We start from the raw sequence: 24330 nt of genomic DNA, 5'->3' as shown, positions 1-24330 counted from the left end.
CGGTTGGTGATCGTTTACACCCCCGGGAGCGTTCCGGGGGCCGGTAGGAAGCCCGTGACCTGGAAGTACGTCAGGTAGCGCGTCAGGACATCGTCGGTGAGCGGCCGTTGGCGCACCCCCGCCTCCGCCGCCGCCCGAGCGGTGCGGCCGGAGTCGAAGCGGCGGTGGTCCGTCTCGTCCTCGCCGGCCCCCCCGTCATCACCGAGGAACAACTGTGCCGCGTTGTCCGGGTGTTCGGCCACGCAGGCCCGCCATTCCTCGGGCGTCACGGGGCGCAGCGCGTACCCGAGGCGGGCCGCGGCCTCGAAGACGCGGTCCAGGCCCGGCGCGTCCGGGTTGGTGTAGTGGTACGCCGGCGCCCCGGGCCGTTCGGCGGTACTCAGGGCCACCACGGCGGCGCTGACGTAGTCCACCGGCACCCAGTCGGTCGTCCCGTGCGCCAGATCGGGCACCGCTCCGGCCTGGAGGCAGCCCTTGATGAGCTGCCAGAGCAGGTCGCGGTCCTGGCAGGCACCGGTGGCGGTGTCGCCGCTGATGCGGCCCGGGCGGTGGACGGTCACCGGGAGGCCGCGCTCGCGGGCGAGGCCCACCAGTCGCTCGGCGACCCATTTGCTCTGCGCGTACCCGTCGGGCAGGTCGGCCGCCGGACCGGTCGGGGACGATTCGGTGAGCGGTGCGGGGTCCGTTCCGCGCGACGGGGCGTACACGCCGGTGGTGGAGACGTAGTGCAGGCCGGGCGAGCCGGAGTCCGCGAGGAGGCGCAGCAGTTCCTCGGTGCCGGCCACGTTGGGCGCGCGCAGATCGCCGTACGGGGCGGCGAAGTTGACGCGTGCCCCGTTGTGGAGCACGGGTCCCAGCCGCCGGGCGAGGGCGGTCCTTTCGTCGGTGGCGAGGCCGAGGCCGGGGGCCGCCAGGTCGCCGGGGACGGGGTGGATCAGGTCGGCGTACCGGGACTGCCACAGGCCGTAGTGCTCCAGGTTGGCCCGGAGCCGCTGGGCCGCGCTGTCGGGGCTCGCGGCCCGTACGAGGCAGTCGACCGGGCCGTCCGTGGCCTCGATGAGGTCGCGCAGGAGGAACGCGCCGAGGAAGCCGGAGGCGCCCGTGAGCAGGGGCCGCGCGGAGGGGCGCGCGGGACGACGTGCCCCGGGGCCCCGGCGTTCAGCGGTGATGTCGGGCGCGAGCCGCACCTCGGCGGCGAAGTCCGGCGCGGCCGCCTCCCGCTGCTCCTCCTCCCCCGGCGCCCGGCCGAGCAGGCGGTCGACGCCCTCGACGGTGGGCGTCGCGAACAGGGCGCGCAGGGAGGGCCGTACCCCGCAGCGTTCCCCGATCCGTCGGGCCAGGGTCACGGCGAGCAGGGAGTGGCCGCCCAGCGCGAAGAAGTCGTCGGTGACACCGACTTCGGGTACGCCGAGGGTCTGCGCGAACACCTCGCACAGTGCGCGTTCACGGGCGGTGCGCGGTGCCCGCCCGCCGGCCGCCGCCGGGCTCTCCGGGGCGGGCAGCGCGCGCCGGTCGGTCTTGCCGTTGGGCGTCACGGGGAGGGAGTCGAGCCGGACGTGGGCGGCGGGCACCATGTGTTCGGGCAGGGTGGCGGTGAGGTGGGCGCGCAGTCCGGCCCAGCCGGGGACCGCCTCGCCGGTGGCGGGCACGGTGTAGGCGACGAGGCGCCGGTCGCCGGGGCGGTCCTCGCGGACGGTGACGCAGGCGGCGGCGACCCCGGGGTGCGAGGTGAGCGCCGCCTCGATCTCGCCGAGTTCGATGCGGAAGCCGCGGAGCTTGACCTGGTCGTCCACGCGGGAGACGTAGAGGAGGCGTCCGTCGGGCGTCCAGCGCACCAGGTCCCCGGTGCGGTACATCCGGCCGCCCGCGCGGTCGAAGGGGTCGGCGACGAAGCGGGTGGCGGTGAGGGCGGCCCGGCCGTGGTAGCCGCGTGCGACGCCCTCGCCCGCCACGTACAACTCGCCGGTGACACCGGGCGGCACGAGGGCAAGCCGGTCGTCCAGGACGTACACGCGGGTGCCGTCGACGGGGGCTCCGATGGGGACGGTGCGGTCGGGGGCCAGGGGTCCTTCCGCGTGCTGGAAGGCGCTCATGGTGGCGCAGACGGTGGTCTCCGTCGGCCCGTAGGCGTTGACGAGGGAGCGGTCGCGGGCCCAGGCGTGGACGAGGGCGGGCGGGCACGCCTCTCCGGCGAGGACCATGGTGAGGCCGGTGGGCAGGGAGTCCGGGGGCATCACGGCGAGGGCGGCGGGCGGGATGGTGAGGTGGGTGACGCCCCGGTCGCGGACCAGGCCGGCGAGGGCCGGGCCGGGAAGCAGGGCGTCGCGGGTGTCGATCTCCAGGCAGGCGCCGGTGAGCAGCCCCATGCACAGCTCCCAGAACGCGGCGTCGAAGCTGACCGACGCCATGTGCAGCACCCGGCTGCCCGGTCCGACGCGCAGCCGCTCGCTCTGCGTCCTGGCCATCGCCCGCACGCCCCGGTGCGTGACGACGACGCCCTTGGGGCGGCCGGTGGAGCCCGATGTGTAGATGACGTACGCCGGGTGGGCCGGGTCGATGCGTACAGGTGCCGTTGTCGCGCCGCTCGCGCCGAGGTCGTCGGTGTAGAGGTGGGGCACCGCGTGTCCGGGCAGCCGGCGGTGGAGTTCCGGGGTGGTGAGGAGCAGGCGGGGGCGCGCGTCGTCGAGCATGTACGACAGGCGCTGGGCCGGGTAGTCCGGGTCCAGCGGCACATAGGCGGCGCCCGCCTTGAGGATGCCGAGGAGGGCCACCACGAGCTCGGACGTCCGGGGCAGGGCGACGGCCACCCGGTCCTCGGGGCCCACGCCTCGCTCGGTGAGGTGACGGGCCAACGCGGCGGCTCGGGCGTCGAGTTCGCCGTAGGTGAGGGTGGTGTGCGCGTCGCGGACGGCCGGGGCGGCGGGGGTGCGCCGGGCCCACTCCTCGAAGAGCGCGGGGACCGTCGTGGCGGGCAGGTCGTCGGCGGGCCCGGTGCCGAGGGCGGTGAGGCGGTTGTGCTCGGCGGGGGTGAGCAGGTCGTACGTGTGCAGGGGGCGGTCGGGGTCCGCGGTGACGGCGCCCAGGAGCAGGACGAGCCGGTCGGCGAGGCCCTGGACGGTGGGCGCGTCGAAGAGTTCGGTGGCGTAGTCGACGGTGCCCCGCATCCCGTCGAGTGCGCCGGTGTCGTCGTAGGTCTCGGTGAGCGCGAACGACAGGTCGAACTTGCTGACTTCCGCCTCGGCGGGTACCCCGGTGACGGTGAGGCCGGGCAGGTCGATGGCGGCGGGTGCCTGGTTCTGGAGGATCAGCATCGTCTGGAAGAGCGGGTGGTGGCTCTGGGCGCGCGCGGGGTTGAGGAGTTCGACCAGCCGCTCGAAGGGCACGTCCTGGTGGGCGTAGGCGGCGAGGTCGAATTCCCGCACCCGGCCGAGTAGTTCGCGGAAGGTGGGGTCGCCGCTCAGGTCGGTGCGCAGGACGAGGGTGTTGACGAAGAAGCCGACGAGGCCGTTCGCCGCCTCGTCGGTGCGTCCGGCGACGGCCGTGCCCAGGGGGATGTCCTCGCCGCCGCCGTGCCGGGACAGGACGGTCGCCAGGGCGGCCTGGAGGACCATGAAGACGCTGGACCCGCAGGTGCGGGCGAGCTCCGTCACATGGCGGGCGGTGGCGCGGTCCACGGAGAAGCCGAGGGTGGCGCCGGTGTGCCGGGAGGTGGCGGGGCGCGGCCGGTCCCAGGGCAGTTCGATCGCCTCGGGCAGCCCGTCCAGCGCGTGCCGCCAGTGGGAGAGCTGCCGGCAGACGAGGCTGTCGGGGTCCTTCTCGTCTCCGAGCAGGGCGCGCTGCCAGAGGGCGTGGTCCGCGTAGTCGACGGGGAGCGGCGACCAGTTGGGCTCCTCGCCCCGGGCGCGGGCGCGGTAGGCGAGGCCCAGGTCGTGGGCGAGGGGTGCGAGCGAGGTGCCGTCGGCCGCGATGTGGTGGACGACGAGCACCAGGACGTGGGCGTCGGGGGCCAGGCGCAGCAGGGTCGCCCGCAGCGGCAGGCTGCGCTCGATGTCGATGGTCTCGGCGGTGGCGGCGGCGACGCGGTGGCGCAGCTTCGCCTCCTCGACGCTCTCCATGGCGAACGGGATGACGACGTCGCCGGGTGCGGTGATGTGCTGGCACGGTCCGTCCTCGCCCTCGGGGAAGACGGTGCGCAGGGCGGTGTGCCGTGCGATGACGTCGGCCACGGCGGTGCACAGGGCGTCGGCGTCGAGCGGTCCGTCGATGCGTACGGCGAGGGGGATGTTGTACGTGGCGGAGGGGCCGTCGAGCCGGTGCAGGAACCACAGCCGCTGCTGGGCGTACGACAGCGGGAGTTCGGCGGGGCGCGGCTGCGGGACCAGGGCGGGGCGGGTGCCGCCCTCCGCACCCTCCAGGGCGGTGGCCAACGCGGCGACGGTGGGGTGTTCGAACAGGGTGCGGATGTCGGTCTCGGTGTGCAGGGCGGTGCGGATGCGGCCGACGAGGCGGGTGGCGAGCAGGGAGTGGCCGCCCAGGGCGAAGAAGCTGTCGTCGGTGCCGACCCGGTCCACGCCGAGCACGTCGGCGAACAGCCCGGCCAGGATCTCCTCCATGGCGCTGCGCGGTGCCCGCCCCGCCGCGGTGCGGGGTGCGGTGGGCGCGGGGAGGGCGGCCCGGTCGATCTTGCCGTTGGGGGTCAGGGGCAGGGCGTCCAGCGGCTGGACGACGGCCGGGACCATGTACGCGGGCAGCAGCCGGCCGACGTGTGCGGCGAGCAGCCCGGGGTCGGGGGTCTCGCCGGGCGCGAGGACGACGTAGGCGGTGAGGGTGCGGTCGCCGGGCAGGTCCTCGCGGACGAGGACGCAGGCGGCGCGTACCGCCGGGTGGTCGCGCAGGACCGTTTCGATCTCGGCGGGTTCGATGCGGTGGCCGCGCAGTTTGATCTGCTGGTCGGCCCGGGCGACGTAGCACACGGTGCCGTCGGCGTCCTGGCGCACCAGGTCGCCGGTGCGGTACATGCGGGCCCCGTCGCCCGCGAAGGGGTCGGCGACGAAGCGGGTCGCGGTGAGGGCCGCGCGGCCGAGGTAGCCACGGGCGACGCCGGGGCCGGCGAGGTACAGCTCGCCCTCGGCGCCGGGCGGGACGGGGCGCAGGGCGGCGTCGAGGACGTAGGCGCGCATGCCGTCGAGCGGGTGGCCGATGGGTGGGGCGCCGGCGGGGGTGTGGTCGGGGGCGACGTGGTGGGCGGTGGCGAAGGTGGTGGTCTCGGTGGGGCCGTACACGTGCAGGACGGTCGTCCCGGGGTGGGCGGCGGCGACGCGCTGCATGATCCCGGGCGCGGCGGCCTCACCGCCGGCGGCGACCAGGCGCAGCTGCCCGAGGGAGCCGGGGTCGGTCTCGGCCAGCACGTTGAAGAGGGCCGTCGTCAGGAAGGCGGCCGTGACGCCGTGCCGGGTCACCAGCTCCCGCAGGGTGTCCGGCTGGAGCGGGCCCTCCGGGGCGACGACGACGCGTCCGCCGCGCAGGAGCGGGGCCCAGAGCTCGAAGGTCGAGGCGTCGAAGACGTACGCGGAATGCAGCAGGACGGCGTCGGCGGCGCCGTCCCAGCGGTGGTGGGCGGCCAGGGCCGCGATGTCGCCGTGGCTGACGCCGACGCCCTTGGGCAGCCCGGTGGACCCGGAGGTGAACATGACGTACGCGAGCCGGTCGCCGGCCGGTGCGGTGGGGAGCGGGCCGGGGGCGGTGGGGCCGCCGGCGAGCACACGGCCGGCGCTGTCGACGGTCAGGAGCGCGGTGTCCGGGCCGAGTTGGCGGACCCACGGCAGCGATGCGGTCGTCCCGTCCACGACGAGGACGCGCAGGGGGACGACCTCGGTGACCCGGTTGAGCCGTTCGGTGGGCCAGCGGGGATCGAGCGGCACATAGGCCCCGCCCGCGCGCAGGGCGGCCAGCGAGGCGGTGACGGTGGCGGCGGAGCGGGCGACGAGGATGCCCACGCCGTCCTCGGCCCCGGTCCCGAGACCGGTCAGGGCGGCGGCGAGCCGGTCCGCGAGGCCGGTGAGCTGTGCGTACGTCAGCTGCTCTCCGGCGCCGGAGACGGCCACCGCGTCCGGGTGGCGGGCGGCCCGGCCGGCGACGGCCTCCGGGATGCTCACGGCCGTGGTGCCCTCGGGGAGGGGGGCGCCGGTCCCCCGGGCGATCAGCGCCTCGCGTTCACCGTCGAGCAGGAAGGGTGCGGTGTCGGCGCGCCGGCCGAGGTCCTGGGCCATGGCCGTCAGCAGCTGCCGCATGCGTGAGACGGTCTCGGCCACCTTCTGGCGGTCGAGCACGGCGGCCCGGTAGCCGAAGGTGATCCGCAGGGTGTCGCCGGGGGCGACGGTGAGCGTGAGCGGGTAGTGGGCGGCGTCGGTGCCGCTGAAGCCGGTGACGGCGAGGCCGGGCAGTCCGCGCTGGGCGGTGCGCAGGGCCTCGGCGTCCATCGGGTAGTTCTCGAACACGACGAGGGTGTCGAAGAGTTCGTCCAGGCCGGTGACGCCCCGGATGTCGCTGAGGCCCACGTGCTGGCTGCCGAGGAGCCGGCCCTGCTCGGCCTGGAGCCGGGTCAGGAATTCCGCCAGGGTCTCGCCGGACGCGGGGCCGGTCCGCACGGGCACGGTGTTGATGAACAGGCCGACCATGGACTCGACGCCGGGGAGCTCCGGCGGGCGCCCCGACACGGTGGTGCCGAACACCACGTCGTCGCGTCCGGTGAGGTGGCCTAGCAGCAGGCCCCAGGCACCCTGCACGAGGGTGTTGAGGGTGAGGCGGTGGGCGCGGGCCGTCTCCCGCAGCCGGTCCGTCACGGCCGCGTCCAGGTCGAGGACGAGCGTCTCGGGCAGTTCGGCGGCGCCGTCCGGGCCGTCCCGCTCCGCGAGGAGGGTCGGTGCCTCGATGCCGGCGAGGGCGTCGGACCAGGTGGCGAGGGCGCCGGCGCGGTCCTGCTGGGAGAGCCAGACGAGGTAGGCGCGGTACGGGGCGACGCGCGGCAGTGCGCTGTCGTCGCCGCCGGCCGCGTACAGCTCGAACAGCTCCCGTACGAGCAGCGGCAAGGACCAGCCGTCGAACAGGATGTGATGGCTCGTCATGACCAGGCGGTGCCGGTCGGGCGCGGTGCGCACCAGGGTGAACCGCATCAGGGGCGGCGTGGCCAGGTCGAAGCGGCGGGTGCGGTCGGCGGCGAGGAAGGCGGTGAGCCGGTCCGGGACCTCGTCGGAGCCGGACAGGTCCAGTTCCTCCAGTGGTACGGGGACCTCCGCCGCGACCGCCTGCACGGGTTCGTCCAGGTCCTCGTGGAGGAAGCCGACGCGCAGGTTGGCGTGGCGGCGGAGCAGGCCCGCGATGGCGGCGCGCAGGGTGGGGACGTCGACGGGGCCGTCGAGGTCGAAGACGAACTGCGCGGTGTAGACATCCACGGCGTGCGAGTCGTACAGGGCGTGGAAGTACATCCCGGCCTGCAGCGGCGTCAGCGGGAGTACGTCCTCCAGTCGGAACCCGTTCACTTGCGGCCACCCCACTTGTTCTGCAGTCGGTCGATCTGGGCCTGGTTGAGCGAGACCAGGGGAAGGTCGGACGGCGTGTAGCCGCCTGCTCCGGGCTGTTCGGCGTGTTCCGCGACGGCGCGCAGCGCGCGGTTGAACGCCTCGGCGAGTGCGCCCACGTCCTCCTCCTTGAGCAGGTCGCTGGGCCAGGTCCAGCGGGCCACCAGACGCGGGCCTTCCGGCAGGTCCTCGGTGTGCGCGTTGATGTCGAGGACGTGGTGCACGGGCATGTCGGGGTCCTGGCTGCGGGGTCCGCCGGCGTCGAGCAGGACCTCCCAGTCGCCGCCCGCCGCCCGGCCGGGGGCCGCGTACCGTCCGAGGTAGTTGAAGCCGATCTGGGGTGCGGGGGCGGCCAGGCGGGGCCCGGTGGCGGGGTTGAGACGGCGCAGCATGCCGTGGCCGACGCCGTGGTCGGGGACGGCGCGCAGCTGTTCCTTGACGCGCTTCACTGCGCGTTCAACGAGCGAGGCGTCGAAGCGTGCCGGGTCGCGGACGTCCAGGGGGCCGGGATCGACCCGGACGGGGTACAGGCTGGTGAACCAGCCGACCGTGCGGGACAGGTCGATGCGGTCGGCGATCTGTTCCCGGCCGTGGCTCTCCAGATCGAGCAGCACAGCGGTGTCCGGGCGGCTCCGCCAGGCGTTGACGGCGAGGGCGAGCGCGGTGAGCAGGATGTCGTCGACTCCGGCGTGGAAGGCTCCGGGGACGGTGGTGAGGAGGGGCTTCGTCCAGGTGGCGGGCAGGTGGGTGGTGAGGGTGCGGGTGCCGTCCGCGGTGTCCAGGAAGGGGTCGAGCGGCCGGTATCCGAGCTGGGGGTCGGGCGTCCTCAGCGCCTCCTCCCACAGGGGCAGTTCGGCGGTGCGGGCCGGGGTGCGGGCCTGTTCGGCGAGGAGCTGCGACCAGCGCCGGTACGAGGTGGTGGCGGCGGGCAGCGCGAGTGCCGTGCCGGTGGCCACTCGCCAGGCGTGGGCGAGGTCGTCGGCGAGGATGCGCCAGGAGACCGCGTCGACGGACAGGTGGTGCACGACGAGGAGCAGCCGCCCGCGCGCACCGGGTCCGGCGTCGCCCCAGACGGCCTCGAACACCGCACCGGCGGAGGGCCGCAGCCGTCTGCGGGCCCGTTCGCCCGCTTCGGTGAGCGCGGCCCGGGCGGCGTCGGCGTCGAGCCCGGCGATGTCGATACGGGTGAAGCGGCGCCGGGCCGTGACGGCCCCGGGCGGCAGCGTTTCGAGTACGGGGTCGGCCCCGGCGGTGCGGGTGACGCGCAGGCGGAGCATGTCGTGGTGGTCGGCGAGGAGCTGGAGCGCGGCGACGAGGGTGTCCTCGCGGGCACCGGCGGGGGTGCTGAGCACCCCGGACTGGTTGTAGCCGTCGGTGGTGCCGGGGCGTTCCAGGAACCAGGCGGCGATGGGGGTCGGCTCCATCGTTCCGGTGCCGTGTCCGTCCGGTTCGCCGGTGGTGTCGTCCAGCGGTGCGGCGACGGCCGCGATGGCCTCGGGGGTGCGGTGGACGAAGACGTCCCGGGGGGTGACGGAGAACCCGGCCTCCCGGACGCGGCTGACGAGCTGGATGGAGAGGATGCTGTCGCCGCCGAGCGCGAAGAAGTCGTCGTCGGTACGGACGGCGGGGGCGCGCAGGACGGAGGCGAACGCCTCGCACAGAACGCGTTCGGGCGCGGTGCGCGGCTCCCGGCCCGGCCGGGCGGCGTCCGGGCGCTCCGGTTCGGGGAGCGCGGCCCGGTCCGTCTTGCCGTTCGGCAGGGTGGGCAGCGCGTCCAGCCCGACGAAGGCGGCAGGCACCATGTACGGCGGCAGAGCCGCGGTGAGCCGGGTGCGCAGTGCGCCGTCGGCGAGGCGGGCGCCCACGGTGTACGCGACCAGCCGCCGTTCGCCGGGCCGGTCCTCGCGGACGAGCGCGCAGGCGGCGGTGATGCCGTCGACGGCGGTGAGGGCGGCCTCGATCTCGCCGAGCTCGACGCGGAAGCCGTTCAGCTTGACCTGGTCGTCGGCGCGGGAGACGTAGTGGAGGAGCCCGTCGGCGTCCCGGCGGACCAGGTCGCCCGTGCGGTACATGCGGCTGCCGGCGGGGCCGAAGGGGTCGGCGACGAAGCGGGTGGCGGTGAGGCCGGGGCGGCCGAGGTAGCCGCGGGCGAGGCCGTCACCGGCGAGGTGGAGTTCGCCGGTGACTCCGGCCGGTACGGGCTGGAGCGCGGCGTCCAGGACGTAGGCGCGGGTGTTGTCGACGGGGCGGCCGAGCGGAATGCCGCCCTCCTCCCTCGCGTCCTCGGGACGGACGTGGTGGGCGGTGGCGTCGATGGTGGTCTCGGTCGGGCCGTAGAGGTTGTGCACCTCGGCGCCCCAGGCCCGGCCTGCCCGGGCCGCCAGGGCGCGGGTCAGGGGCTCGCCGCCGCAGGCGACGGCCCGCAGTGCCGGGGGCGCCGCTTCGGGCCCGGTCTCGGTGAGCAGGAGCGCGAGGTGCGAGGGCACGAACTGGGCGAGGGTGACGCCCTCGTCGCGCATCCGGGCCAGCAGTCCGGCCGGGTCGTGGTTGAGCGCGGCCGGTACGGGGCAGGTGGCGCCGCCGTGCAGCAGGGGCAGCCAGGTCTCCCACACCGAGGCGTCGAAGCTGGGCGAGGTGCGGGCGAGGACGCGGTCGTCGTCGGTGAGGGCGAGGTGGCCGGCCATCCAGGCCATGTGGTTGGTGAGCGCGCCATGGGTGACGACGACGCCCTTGGGGCGGCCGGTGGAGCCGGAGGTGTAGATGACGTACGCGGCGTCGTCCGGGCCCGGGGCGTCGGCGGCCGGTGGCGCCCCGCGTCCGGCCGGCCAGGCGGACCGGTCCCCGAGCGCGAAGCGGGGCACGGCCGTGAACCGGGCGGCGCGCACCGCGTCGTGGACCAGGAACAGGGCCGGGCGGGCGTCGTCCAGCATGTGGGCGATGCGGGCCTCGGGGTAGTCCAGGTCGATGGGCAGGCAGGCGGCCCCGGCCTTGGCGACCGCCAGCATCGCGACGACCCGGTCCGCGGTGCCGTCGGCGGCGAGGGCGACGAGGTCGCCGCGGCCGACGCCCCGGTCGTGGAGGTGGTGGGCCAGGTCGTCGGAGCGGGCGTCCAGTTCGGCGAAGGTGAGCTGCTGGGAACCGGCCCGGACCGCGATCCGCTCGGGCGTCAGGGCGGCCCGGGCGCGGAACGCCTCGGGGGCGGTCCGGGCGTGGACCGGGCGGACGGGCCCGGGGGCGGCCCGGTCCAGTTCGGCGCGCTCGGCCGCGTCCAGGAACGCGGCCGTGCGGACGTGTCCGTCGGGGTCGGCGGCGAGCGAGGTGAGCAGGCGGGTCAGGCGCGCGGCCAGGGCGTGCGCGGTGGCGGGGTCGAACAGGTCGGTGGAGAACTCCAGGTGACCGTCGAGCCCGGTGGGCCGGCCCGCGTCGTCGCGGGTCTCCGTGAAGGTGAAGGTGAGGTCGAACTTGCTGATCCCGGTCCGCACGGGCTGCTCGGTGACGGTGAGACCGTCGAGGCGGAGCGCGGTGTCCGCCTGGTTCTGAAGGACGATCATGGTCTGGAAGAGGGGGTGGTGGTCCTGGGCCCGGTCCGGGGCGAGGGCGTCCACCAGACGTTCGAACGGCAGGTCCTGGTGGGCGTAGGCGGCCAGGTCGAACGCCCGGACCCGGTCGAGGACTTCGGTGAAGGTCGGGTCGCCGGTCAGGTCGGTGCGCAGGACGAGCGTGTTGACGAAGAAGCCCACCAGGTCGTCCAGGGCTTCGTCGGTGCGTCCGGCGACGGCGGTGCCGAGGGGGATGTCCTCTCCGGCGCCATGCCGCGAGAGCAGGACGGACAGGGCCGCCTGGAGCACCATGAAGAGGCTGCATCCCCGGGCGCGGGCCAGCTCGGCGAGCGCCCGGTGGGTGTCCGCGTCCACGGGGAACGCGAAGGCGTCGCCCCGGTACGTGAGGACGGCGGGGCGCGGCCGGTCCAGGGGCAGGGCGAGCAGGCCGGGGCTGCCGGCCAGCGCGGTGCGCCAGAAGTCCAGCTGTCGGGCGGCCCTGCTGCCCGCGTCGTTCTCGTCGCCGAGGAGGGCGCGCTGCCAGAGGGTGTAGTCGGCGTACTGGACGCGGAGTCCGGGCCGGTCGGGCGCCTCGCCACGGCTGCGGCGGCGGTAGGCGTCGCCGAGGTCGCGGGCCAGCGGGGCCAGGGACCAGCCGTCGCCCGCGATGTGGTGGACGAGGAGGACGAGCACGTGGGACTCGGCGTCCAGGCCGAGCAGCCGGGCCCGTACGGGCAGGTCCGCGGTGACGTCGAAGGCGTGCGCCACCTCAGCGGTCAGCGCCTCGTCGAGGCCGTCCGGGCGGACGGGCCGGGGGGCCAGGTCCAGGTCGGCGTGGTCGGCGGCGAGGACGAGCTGACGCGGCACACCGCCGGTCTCGGGGAAGACGGTGCGCAGGCTCTCGTGCCGTTCCACGACGTCCACGAGGGCGCGTTCCAGGGCCGGGGCGTCGAGGGGACCGTCCAGCCGCAGCACCATCGGCACGTTGTAGGTGGGGCTGGGGCCCTCGAACCGGTTGAGGAACCACAGGCGCTGCTGCGCGAAGGACAGCGGCAGCGGGTCCGGCCGGTGCGGCGCGCGCACCAGCGGCGGGGCGGCGGCGTCGGCGCCGTCCAGGGAGGCGGCGAGCGCGGCGGGCGTGGGGTGCTCGAAGACCGCCTTGACCTGGACCTCGACGGCGAGCGCGGTCCGGATGCGGGCGACCAGCCGGGTGGCGAGCAGGGAGTGGCCGCCCAGGGCGAAGAAGTCGTCGTCGGCGCCCACGGCCGGGAGGCCGAGGACGTCGGCGACGAGCCCGCAGACGATCTCCTCGCGCGCGGTGCGGGCGGCGCGCCCGCGTGGCGCGGTGTGCTGCTCCGGCGCGGGCAGGCCGCGCCGGTCCACCTTGCCGTTGACGGTCAGCGGCAGCGCGTCCACCAGGACGAACGCGGAGGGCACCATGTAGGCGGGGAGGGACCGCCCGACGGCGTCGGCGAGGTCGGCCGGGTCGGGACGGACGGCCCCGGCGGGCACCACGTAGGCGACGAGCCGCCGGTCGCCGGGGACGTCCTCGCGGACGACGGTGAAGGAGTCGGCGACCCCTTCGCAGCAGGCGAGGACGGACTCGATCTCGCCGGGTTCGATGCGGTAGCCGCGCAGCTTGACCTGGCTGTCGGCGCGGGAGACGTAGGCGATCTGCCCGTCCGGGGTCCACTTCACGAGGTCGCCGGTGCGGTACATGCGTCCGCCGTCCGCGTCGAAGGGGTCGGCCACGAACCGGGCGGCGGTCAGGGCGGGCAGGCCGGTGTAGCCCCGGGCGACGCCGCGCCCGGCGAGGTACAGCTCGCCCGTGACACCCGCCGGGACCGGGCCCAGCGAGCCGTCGAGCACGTACAGCCGCATGCCGTCCAGGGGCCGGCCGATGGGCGGCGGGCCCGACGGGAGGTCGGCGGCCACGTCGTAGCGAGTGGCGAAGGTGGTGGTCTCGGTGGGGCCGTACACATGCAGGACGCGGACACCGGGTGCCGCGCCCGCGACCCGCTGCATGGCGTCGGGCGAGGCGAGTTCGCCACCCGCGCAGACGAGGCGGAGTCCGGCGAAGGCGCCGGGGTCGGTGTCCGCGATCACGTTGAGCAGAGCGGTCGTCAGGAAGACGGCGGTGACGCCCTGTCCGCGTACGGCTTCGCGGAGCGTTCCGGCCTCCAGGACGCCTTCCGGTGCGACGACGACCGTGCCGCCGCGCAGGAGCGGCGCCCATATCTCGAACGTGGACGCGTCGAAGACGTACGCCGAGTGCATCAGGACCGCGTCGGCCGCGCCGTCCCGCCAGGCGGAGTCCCCGGCCAGTGCCGCCACGTCGGCGTGGGTGACCCCGACCCCCTTGGGCAGGCCGGTCGAGCCGGAGGTGAACATGACGTACGCGAGCGATTCCGGGCCCGGTACGGCGGCGGGTCGGCCGGGTGCCGGGGGCGCCCCGCGCAGGACGCGGCCGGCCCGGTCCACGACGAGGACCGGGATGCGGCGGGCGGCCTCGGTCACCCAGGCGGACTCGGCGGCCGGCTCGTCCACGACGAGGACCCGCACGTCCGCCACTTCGGCGACCTGGTCGAGCCGTTCCCGGGGCCAGCGCGCGTCCATCGGCACATACGCGGCGGCGGCGCGCACGGCGCCGAGGGACGCGGTGACGACGGCCGGTGACCGGGAGAGCAGCACGCCGACGCCGGTCTCCGGGCCCGCTCCGAGGCCGGCGAGGGCACGGGCGAGGTCGGCGGTGACGGAGTCGAGTGCGGTGTACGTGAGGGTGGCGCCGCCGCCGGTCACGGCCACGGCGTCCGGGGTGCGGCGGGTCTGCGCGGCGAAGAGCGCGGGCAGGGTGGTGTCCGGTGCGGGGGCGGGCAGTTCGCGTCCGGTGCCCCAGCCGGCGGTGCGGGTCCGCTCGTCCGGTGTCAGCAGGTCGTACTCCGCGAGGGGCCGGCCGGGGTCGGCCGCCACCTGTTCCAGGAGCCGCAGCAGGCGCGCCGTGAGGGCCTCGACGGTGACGCGGTCGAAGAGGGCGGTGGCGTACTCGATCCCGGCGCTGAGTCCGCCCCCGCCCCGCTCCTCGCCGAAGGCGAAGGTGAGGTCGAACTTGCTCAGGCCGTTGTGGACGAGCCGGTCCTCGACGTCGAGTCCCGGTAGTTCGGGACGTAAGGCATCCTGGTTCTGAAGGACCAGCATGGTCTGGAAGAGGGGGTGGTGGTTGCGGGCCCTGACCGGGTTGACGCTCTCGACCAGCCGCTCGAAGGGCACGTCCTGGTGTGCGTACGCGGCGAGGTCGAACTCCCGCACGCGTCCGAGGAGTTCGGCGAAGGTGGGGGCACCGGACAGGTCGGTGCGCAGGACGAGGGTGTTGACGAAGAACCCGACCAGGTCCTCCAGCGCCTCGTCCGTGCGGCCCGCGACGGGTGTACCGAGGGGGATGTCGTCGCCCGCGCCGTGCCGGTGCAGCAGCGTGGCCACGGCCGCCTGGAGCACCATGAACAGGGTGGTGCCCGACTCCCTTGCCACCCGCAGGAGTTCGGCGTGCAGCCCGGGCGGTACGTCGAAGGCGTGGACGGCCCCCGAGGGGTCGGTGGTGACGGGGCGGGGGCGGTCGAGCGGCAGGTCGATGAGCCCGGGCAGCCCGGCGAGCGCGGTGTGCCAGTGGTCCAGCTGCTCGCGCAGCACGCTGCCGGGCGCATCCGGGTCACCCAGAACGGTGCGCTGCCACAGGGTGTAGTCCGCGTACTGGAGCCCGTCGCCGGCCTCGGGCTCCCGCCCGGCGAGGCGGGCCCGGTAGGCGTCGCCCAGGTGGCGGGCGAGCGGGGCGAGGGACCAGCCGTCGCCCGCGATGTGGTGCAGGACCAGCACGAGGACGTGGTGGCCGGGCGCGGTGCGCAGCAGCCTGGCCCGCAGCGGCGGGTCGGTGACCACGTCGAACGGCTCGTCCACAGCATCGGTGACGGCCGCCTCCAGCCGGGTCGGTGCCGTGCTCTCCACGGGCAGCCGGGGCGCGACGACATCGGCGGGCAGCACCAACTGGTGCGGCACGCCGTCCTGTTCGGGAAAGACGGTGCGCAGGGCCTCGTGCCGCTCCACGACGTCCCGCAGGGCGGCGCGCAGGGCGTCGGTGTCCAGCGGCCCGTCGATGTCGAGCACCAGCGGGATGTTGTACGAGGAGCTGGGCCCGTCGAGCCGGTTCAGGAACCAGAGCCGCTGCTGCGCGTACGACAGCGGCATCGGTTCGGGCCGCTCGGCCACGGGCAGAACCGGCGGGCGGGAATGCCCCTGGGTGTCCAGGGCCCGGGCGAGCCCGGCGACGGTCGGGTGCTCGAACAGGGTGCGTACGGCGAGGCCGGCACCGAGGACCGTGCGGACCCGGCTGACGACGCGCATCGCGAGGAGCGAGTGACCGCCCAGGTCGAAGAAGCTGTCGTGCGGGCCGACGGCGGGACGGCCCAGCACATCGGCGAAGATCCCGGCGAGCAGGTCCTCGCGCGGGCTGAGCGCGCCGGAGCCCTCGGCGGTGTGCGCGGCCTCGTCGTCCGGCCTGGGCAGGGCGCGCCGGTCCGTCTTGCCGTTGGGCAGGAGCGGCAGATCGTCCAGGACGACGACCACGGCGGGGACCATGTAGTGCGGAAGCGCCTCCGCGAGGGCGTCGCGCAGGGCGGCCGGGCGCGGTCCCCGGTCCGTGGTGACGGCGTAGGCGACGAGCCGGCGCTCCCCCGGCGCGTCCTCCCTGATCACCGCGCAGGCGGCGGTGACCCCGGGCCGGGCGAGCAGGGCGGCCTCGATCTCGCCGGGTTCGATGCGGAAGCCCCGCAGCTTCACCTGGTCGTCGGCGCGGGACACGTAGTCGAGCGACCCGGCCCCGTTGAACCGGACGAGGTCGCCGGTCCGGTACATGCGGGCGCCGGCGCCGTCGAAGGGGTCGGCGACGAACCGGGCGGCGGTCAGCCCGGGCCGGTCCAGGTAGCCGCGGGCGAGGTTGGGGCCCGACAGGTACAGCTCACCGGTGACCCCGGGCGGGACGGGCCGCAGCCGGTGGTCCAGGACGTAGGCGCGCATGGTGTCGACGGGCCGGCCGATCGGCACGGTGTCGTACGGGGTGTCCGGCGTGGTGGGCACGCGGTGGGCGGTCGCGTCGATGGTGGCCTCGGTCGGGCCGTAGAGGTTGTGCACCTCGGTACGCCACAACGCGGCCGTCTCCTCGGCGAGGGCGCGCGGCAGGGGCTCCCCGCCGCACAGGACGGCGCGCAGACCGGGCAGGGGCGCGGCGTCGGCCGCCTCGGACAGGACGAGGGCGAGGTGCGAGGGCACGAACTGGGCGACGGTGACACCGAACCGGCTCATCCAGGAGACCAGCGTGTCCGGTTCCGTGTTGGCCCCGGACGGCAGCAGGCACACCTCGGCGCCGTACATCAGCGGGAGCCACACCTCCCACACGGAGGCGTCGAAGCTGGTGGACGTCCGGGCGAGGACCCGGTCCTGCGGAGTGACCGCCAGGTGACCCGCCATCCAGGCCATGTGGTTGGCCAGGGCGCCGTGGGTGACGACCACTCCCTTGGGGCGGCCGGTCGAGCCGGAGGTGTAGATGATGTACGCGGGATCCGCCGGGTGGGGGGTGTACGGGGGCGGAGTGGCGGGGTGTACGGGCGGCTGGAGCGGGGCGTCGACGGCGAGCCGTGGGATGTCGCCGGTGGGCACGTCCTCCGTGGTGAGGACCAGGACGGGCCGGGCGTCGTCCAGCATGTGGCGGATGCGGGCGTGCGGGTAGGCCGGGTCGACCGGCAGGTACGCGGCGCCGGACCGCAGCACGGCCAGCATCGCGACGACGGTGTGCACGGAGGGCCGCGCGGCGATGGCGACCCGGGTCTCCGGGCCCGCGCCGCGCTCGCGCAGCGCGTGGGCGAGGGCGTCGGCCCGGGCGTCGAGCTCGGCGTAGGTGAGGTGGGTGTGCGCGTCGCGCACGGCGACGGCTCCGGGCGTACGCAGGGCCTGTTCCCGGACCGCTTCGGGGGCGGTGAGTGCCGGCAGGGGCCGGGGCGTGCCCTGTCCTCGGGCGAGGAGGTCGTCCCGCTCGGCCGGGGTGAGGGGGTCCAGGTCGCCGATGGGCCGGCCGGGTTCGGTGACGGCCTGGGTGAGGACGCGCGCGAAGCGGGCGCAGAGGGCGCGGGCGGTGGCGGCGTCGAAGAGGTCGGTGGCGTACTCCAGGTAGCCGCCGATGCCCCCGGCGGCCTCCTCGGCCTCTGCGGTCCCACCGGTCTCGGTCAGCGAGAACGTGAGGTCGAACTTGCTGCCCCCGTGGTGCCGGGACCGGTCCCGGACGGTGATGCCCGGCAGCTCCGGCTCGGCCCGGTCCTGGTTCTGGAGGACCAGCATCGTCTGGAAGAGGGGGTGGTGGTCGCCGGACCGCTCCGGGTTGACGGCCTCCACGATCCGCTCGAAGGGCAGGTCGCTGTGGCCGAAGGCGGCGATGTCGGCCTGCTTGACCCGGTCGAGGAGTTCGCGGAACGTCGGCTCGCCGGACAGGTCGGTGCGCAGGACGACGGTGTTGACGAAGAAGCCCACCAGATCGTCCAGCGCCTCGTCGGTGCGCCCGGCCACCGCCGTACCCAGCGGGATGTCGCTGCCCGCTCCGTGGGCGCCGAGCGTCACGGCGAGCGCCGACTGGAGCACCATGAACGGCGTGCACCCGGCGGTGCGGGCGAGACGGACGAGCGCGGCGTGCGCCGGGGCGGGCAGCTCGAAGGGGACGGAGGCGCCCCGGTGGCTGGGCACGGCGGGGCGCGGCCGGTCGAGGGGCAGGTCGAGCAGGCCGGGGGCGCCGCGCAGCGCCTCCCGCCAGAAGGCGGTCTGCCGGGCGGCGAGGCTGTCCGGATCGCCGTCGTCGCCGAGCAGTTGGTGCTGCCAGAGGGTGTAGTCGGCGTACTGCACGCGCAGCGGCGCCCAGTCCGGGGTGCCGCTGCCCTCGGTCCGGGCCAGGTAGGCGGCGGAGAGGTCGCGGCAGAGTGGGGCGAGGGACCAGCCGTCGGCGACGATGTGGTGCAGCACGAGGACCAGGACGTGCCGGGCGGGCCCGTGCCGGAGCAGGTGGGCGCGGACGGCGGGGTCCCGGCCCAGGTCGAAGGGAGCGGTGCTCAGACGGCGTACCGTTTCCGCCTCCCAGGCGTCCGCGTCCCCGTCGGCAGGAGGGTGTTCGACGGTGAGGGGGAGGAGCGACGCGGCGGCGTCCGCGTCGGTGATCCGCTGGCGGGCGACGCCGTCGTGCTCGGCGAAGACGGTGCGCAGGCTCTCGTGCCGGACGGCCACATCGGCCAGGGCGCCGCGCAGCGCCTCGGTGTCCAGGGGGCCGTCGAGCTCCAGGACGAGCGGGACGTTGTAGGTGTCGCCGGGGGCCTCGGACCGGTTGAGGAACCAGAGGCGCTGCTGCGCGAAGGACAGCGGCAGCACCTCGGGCCGGGTCTGCGGTACGAGGACGGGCCGTGCGGCCCCCGCCGTGTCCAGGGCGGCGGCCAGGGAGGCGACCGTGGGGTGGTCGAAGAGCGTGGCCAGGGCGAGTTCGGCGCCGAGGGCGGCCCTGACCCGGCCGGTGAGGCGGGTGGCGAGCAGCGAGTGGCCGCCCAGGGCGAAGAAGCTGTCGTCCACCCCGACCGCGCTCACCCCCAGGACGTCGGCGAACAGCCCGGCGAGCACTTCCTCGTACGCGGTGCGCGGGGCGCGACCGGTGCCGGTGGTGGTCCGGGGCGCGGGCAGGGCGCGGCGGTCGACCTTGCCGTTGGGGTTGAGGGGCAGGTCGTCGAGGACGACGAAGGCGGACGGCACCATGTACGCGGGCAGGGTGCGCCCGACGCGGCGGGCCAGCGCGGCGGTGTCCGTGCGGGCTCCGGGGGCGGGCACGACGTAGGCGACGAGCCTGCGGTCGCCGGGGGTGTCCTCGCGGACGACGACGCAGGCGCCGCGCACGTCCGGGTCGGTGAGCAGGGCGTGCTCGGTCTCGGCCGGTTCGATGCGGAAGCCCCGCAGCTTGACCTGGCCGTCGGCGCGCCCTACGTACTCGATGTCCCCTGCGGCGGTCCAGCGCACGAGGTCGCCGGTGCGGTACATCCGGCTGCCGGGCGCCCCGTGCGGGTCGGCGACGAAGCGGGCGGCCGTGAGCGCGGGGCGGCCCTGGTAGCCGCGCGCGACGCCGTGCCCGCTCACGTACAGCTCGCCCACCACGCCGGGCGGCACCAGGGCCAGGACGCCGTCGAGGACGTACAGGCCCATCCCGTCCAGCGGGCGGCCGATGGGCGGCACACCGGAGGCGTCGGTGGTGACGGGGTGGCGGGTGGCGAAGGTGGTGGTCTCGGTGGGGCCGTACACGTGCAGGATCAGCGTGCGGGGCGAGGCGGCGGCGACCCGTTGCATGAGGTCGGGGGTGGCGGCCTCACCGCCGGCGGCGACCACGCGCAGCCCGGCGAAGACCGCGGGGTCCGTCTCGGCCATCACGTTGAACAGGGCCGTCGTCAGGAACAGCGCGGTGACGCCGTGCCGTTCCACCGCCTCGCGGACGACGCGCGCCTCCAGGACGCCACCGGGGGCGACGACCACCCGGCCGCCGTTCAGGAGCGGCGTCCAGATTTCGAAGGTGGAGGCGTCGAAGACGTACGCCGAGTGCATGAGGACCGCGTCGGACACCCCGTCGGTCCAGGTGCTGTCCGCGGCCAGGGCCAGGACGTCGGCGTGGGTGACTCCGACGCCCTTGGGCAGCCCGGTGGAGCCGGAGGTGAACATGACGTACGCGAGCCGGTCGGGTCTGCTGATCCGGGGCAGCGGTCCGGGCCGTTCCGGCGCACCGTCGAGCACCCGGCCGCGCGCGTCCACGACGAGGAGCGGCCGTTGGGCGGCGGCCTCGCGGACCCAGGGTTCGCGGGCGGTCCTCTCGTCGGCGATCAGGGCGCGGACGTGGGCCGACTCGGCGACGCGATCGAGCCGTTCGGCGGGCCAGGCCGCGTCCATCGGGACGTAGGCGGCACCCGCGGCGACGGTCGCGAGTGTGGCGGCCGGCACGGCGGCCGAGCGCCCCAGGAGCACCCCGACGCCGTCCTCGGCTCCGATGCCCCAGCCGGTCAGCGCGGTCGCGAGGTCGTCGGCCACCCGGTCCAGCTGCCGGTACGAGAGGGTGTGGGGCCCGTCCACGACGGCCGGGGTGTCCGGGGTCCGGCGCGCCTGGTCCCGGAACGCTTCCGGCAGGGTCCGCGCGACGGCCTTCCCGGGCAGGGCGGTGCCGAGCCCCTGGGCACGCAGGGCGGGGGCGGTGGCTTCGACCACGAGCGGCAGGCCGCCCAGGGGCAGGCCGGGGTCGGCGGCCGCCAGGGCGGAGACGAAGGACACGACGGCCTGCTCGTGCAGCCGCACGTCCTCGGGGCGGTAGAGGTCGGGCCGGGCGTCGAACCCGATCAACGGCCCCTTGCCCTCGGCCCGTTCGGAGACGAAGAGCGACACGTCGTCCACCGGACCGACCGACAGCACCCGGGAGGGTGCGGGGATTCCGGCGAAGTCCCGGTCGTAGTCGTAGCCCATGATGTTGACGACGATGCCGGTGAGGCGGGCCGCGTCCTCGGCCGTGTTCAGTTCACGGGCGAGTTGTTCGCGCGAGAAGCGGCGGTGGCGCAGGGCGCCGCGCATCTCGGCCGCGGCCGCGCGGACGAGATCGCCGACGGACATGGCGTCGGTGAGCGTCAGGCGCAGCGGCAGGATGTTGGCGGTCATGCCGACGATGTGCCGCAGCCCGCCGTGCCGGCCGTTCGAGGCGAGGCCCACGGTGACCTCGCGGGTGCCGGTGACCCGGGCGGTGTACGCGGCGACCGCGGCGACCAGGACGGCGCTCCACGTGGTGCGGTGGGCGGCGGCGAGCCGGCGCAGGTCCTCGAAGACTTCGGCGGACAGGGACTCGCCGGTGTGCAGCCGCGAGCCCGGGGTGCCGGGGGCGGTCGGCGCGTCGGGCCCGCCCGGCGCGGGGAGGCCGGTGCGGCGGCGGATGAGCGATCTGCCGCTGTGCGCGTCGTCGTCCGAGGGGGCGTCGGGGGCCGGGGCCGCGAACCTGGCGGTCCAGTAGGCGCGGTCGGCCTCGTGGCGGCCGGATTCCCGGTAGGCCGTCTCGTCGGCGACCAGTTCGCGCAGGGGGGCGGCGGGCAGCGTGACCTCGGCGAGGTCCTCGCCCCGCACCGCGCGTCCGTAGAGGTCGGCCACGGTGCGGGTGAAGACGGCGCCGCCGAGACCGTCGACGGCTATGTGGTGGAAGCGGACGTACCAGTAGGACAGCCCGTCGCCGGCGCGGAGCAGGGCCATGTGGTGGCGGGGGCGGTGCAGGGTGTCGGGTGTGGCCATGTCCGCCGCCAGATAGCGCTCGACCTCGGCGGCGGGGTCGGCGGCCCCGGACACGTCCACGACCCGGAGCCGGCGGGCACCGGGCTCGCGGACGATCCGCTGGAGGAGGACGTCGCCCTCCGTGACGAACTCGAGGTTGAGGCTGTCGCACAGCTCGTAGGCCCGGTCGACGGCGGCGGCGAATAGGGTTTCGTCCAGGTCGCCCCGGATCTCGAAGCATTCACCGATGTTGTATTTCGGGCTGTCGGGGTCGACGAGTTGCCCGTACCACACACCCTGCTGGGCTGCGGTCGTTCCGAAGAACTCTTCGGGAGCGGATTGCGGGGAGGCGGAGCCGTTTTCGCGCATGCCGGGACACACCTTCGGGGAGAGCTTTCGGGGACGAAGAGGGCAGGACGAAGCCGCCGTGCCGGTGCGGCGTCCATGGCCGGCAACGGGCGGGAAAAAGCGAGGAGAACGTCACCGCGCCCATGTCTGGGCACCACGGGAGCGGCTTCCCGTCAGGAAAACCGGAAGCGGGCCCGGTTTTCTTTGCTTATCGAGGACAGGCCGACGCACAGTCCAGCAATGAGGCAATAAAGCCGCGTGACTGCGGCATGAACATTTCTCGTCGGAACATGATCGATCACCACTCCAGACTGATCGACTTTGCCCGAATGGGAACGACACCGACCGAAAGGGGCAGGAGCGTGTGCCTGCGGGTCGGTTCGGCCCGCAGGCACACGCGCCGCTCTATCCGGCGTCGGCCTCCATGGCCCGTACCAGGCCGGCGGGCCGCATGTCCGTCCACGCGGCCTCGACGGCGTCCAGACACTCCTGCCGCGAACCCTCCGGACCGCCGACGCTCCAGCCGCCCGGAACCTCGATGTGCGCCGGCCACAGCGAATACTGGCCCTCGCCGTTCACCAGCGTCACGAACCGACCCGACTCGTCATCGAAAGGATTGGTCACGACCGTCCCCCCACTTGTTTTTCCACATGCCACCGCATGTTCCTCAGATATATGCGGGCCTGCCGCACGGATTCACCGCTCCCCCACCATCGAACCGCCGGCCCCTACCGCGCAAGCCCGGCCGCACGGGACGGAGATACGTTACGCCTCGGTATACCGACGTGACGCCGATGGCCGGCCGGTCATCCGGCTTCGCCCGTTCACGCCAATCACCATAGAGGACCACCGACAGCCCAAGAGTCGAATTCGGACCATTACTTATCGGCCCGTACGGCCGCGACGTGCAGGAAGGCCGGCCGGAGACATATGCCAAGGCCGCTCCCCCGGAAACTTTCAGCCACCCGATGTCCCGATTGTGCGCATTTCACTAAATACGACCCGCGCACATTCAGATAACCGCCGGCGTACACCCCCTCCTCCACGGGCACGCGCCGAACTCGTCGCGCTCCCGTGCGCCGGGTGCGCGCCCCATTCGGAATCAATGGCCATTCCCGTCACCCTGCGTCATACCCCGGGCCGTGGCGCAGGCAGTCACCCGGCCGGGGCGTCCGGCACCGCATGCGATACGAATGCCGTGTGACCGAAGAGATCCCGCCCGCGACCGTGCGCGTGTTCATCGCCCTCGCTCCGCCCGACCCGGCGAAGGACGAGCTGGCCCGGGAGTTGCGCCCCGTCTACGGGACGCACCCGCAGGTGCGGTGGAACCGGGTGGAGGACTGGCACATCACCCTGGCGTTCCTGGGTGCGCTCCCGGTGGACACCGTGCCGCTGCTGCGTCCGCCGCTCGCCGCCCTCGCCGCGTCCCACCCCGCTCCCCGCCTGGCGCTGCACGGCGGCGGCACGTTCGACGAGCGGGTGGCGTGGAGCGGGATCGCCGGCGACCTCGACGGACTGCACCGGCTCGCCGACGACGTACGGGCCGCGGTCCGCGACTGCGGGATCGGCCTGGAGGACCGGCCGCTGCGCCCCCATCTGACCCTGGCCCGGGTGCGCCGGGGCGACCACACATCGGCCGGGGAGATCGCCGCGCGGCTCACGGAGTTCCGGGGCCGCCCCTGGCCCGCCGAGCGCCTGCACCTGGTCGGCGGCAACGCGGGGCAGGGCCCCGGGCACATCCGCTACCGCGACATCGAGGCCTGGCCGCTCGGCACGGCTGCCGGTGCCGCCGCGCCGCCCGCACGTCCCTGAGAGGGGCCGCCCCGGCCGTTACGCCAGCCTGACCGGAGTGGGGCGTGGCTCCGTGTGTTGGTGGGGTTCGGGGGTACCCCTGTGGAACGGTGGGCTGACTTCGGCTCGCACCACACAAAGCGGAGAGGGTTGCACTGATGGGACACGGCGGAAACGTGATCGCGGAGCTCACCACGGACCACCGCGAGGTCGATGAACTGTTCGCGAAGATCGAGGCCCAGCCGGTCGGTGACGAGCAGCGCAGGAAGCTCGCCGACGAGCTGACGGTCGAGCTGGTCCGGCACTCCGTCGCGGAGGAGATGCACCTCTACCCGGCGGTGCGGCGATTCGTGGACGACGGCGACGACATGGCCGACAAGGAGCTGGAGGACCACGCGAAGGTGGAGCAGCACCTCAAGGAGCTGGAAGGGCTGCCGGCGGACGACCCGCAGTTCGACCACCTGGTGGCCAAGCTGAAGCTCGAGGTGAGCGAGCACGTGCGCGACGAGGAGAACCGGCTGTTCCCGCTGCTGGCGGCGGCCGTCTCCCCCGAGGCCCTGGACGAGCTGGGCGAGAAGGTGCGCGCGGCGAAGAAGACGGCCCCGACGCGTCCGCATCCCTCCGCCCCCGACACCCCGCCCGGCAACAAGATCCTCGGCCCCGGCGCCGGTCTGGTGGACCGGGCCCGCGATCTGCTGAGCGGTCGCGGCAAGGGCTGAAGCATCTCC

General features: G+C 74.7%; 5 protein-coding genes. 2 read left to right on the top strand and 3 right to left on the bottom strand.

The annotated features are described in order from the left end of the window. Positions 1-14: 14 nt before the first annotated feature. The 3 genes from ABZ565_RS23805 to ABZ565_RS23795 all read right to left on the bottom strand — a co-directional run bounded on the left by ABZ565_RS23805 (position 15) and on the right by ABZ565_RS23795 (position 22435). Positions 15-7538, bottom strand: coding sequence for an amino acid adenylation domain-containing protein (locus ABZ565_RS23805; RefSeq protein WP_361030305.1), 7524 nt, complete (start codon positions 7536-7538; stop codon positions 15-17). Then, positions 7535-21832: an amino acid adenylation domain-containing protein gene (locus ABZ565_RS23800; protein ID WP_361030302.1), complete on the bottom strand. Its 14298-nt coding sequence runs from the start codon at positions 21830-21832 to the stop codon at positions 7535-7537. The genes ABZ565_RS23805 and ABZ565_RS23800 overlap by 4 nt, the downstream gene beginning before the upstream one ends. A gap of 384 nt (positions 21833-22216) precedes the next feature. Further along, positions 22217-22435 (bottom strand): MbtH family NRPS accessory protein, encoded by a 219-nt coding sequence (locus tag ABZ565_RS23795; protein ID WP_361030299.1) that lies wholly within the window; start codon positions 22433-22435, stop codon positions 22217-22219. Between the two features lie 558 nt (positions 22436-22993). Here ABZ565_RS23795 and thpR point away from each other — a divergent pair. Then, entirely contained in the window at positions 22994-23623 is a 630-nt protein-coding gene (gene thpR / locus ABZ565_RS23790) for an RNA 2',3'-cyclic phosphodiesterase (RefSeq protein ID WP_361030296.1), read from the top strand. A gap of 137 nt (positions 23624-23760) precedes the next feature. Next, entirely contained in the window at positions 23761-24321 is a 561-nt protein-coding gene (locus tag ABZ565_RS23785; RefSeq protein WP_361030293.1) for a hemerythrin domain-containing protein, read from the top strand. Positions 24322-24330: the final 9 nt, after the last annotated feature.

The sequence above is a fragment of the Streptomyces sp. NPDC016469 genome, from assembly GCF_040632905.1.
Classification (GTDB): Bacteria; Actinomycetota; Actinomycetes; order Streptomycetales; family Streptomycetaceae; genus Streptomyces.
Note: the sequence above shows the minus strand (reverse complement) of the source record. Positions and strands in the feature narration are given on the sequence as shown.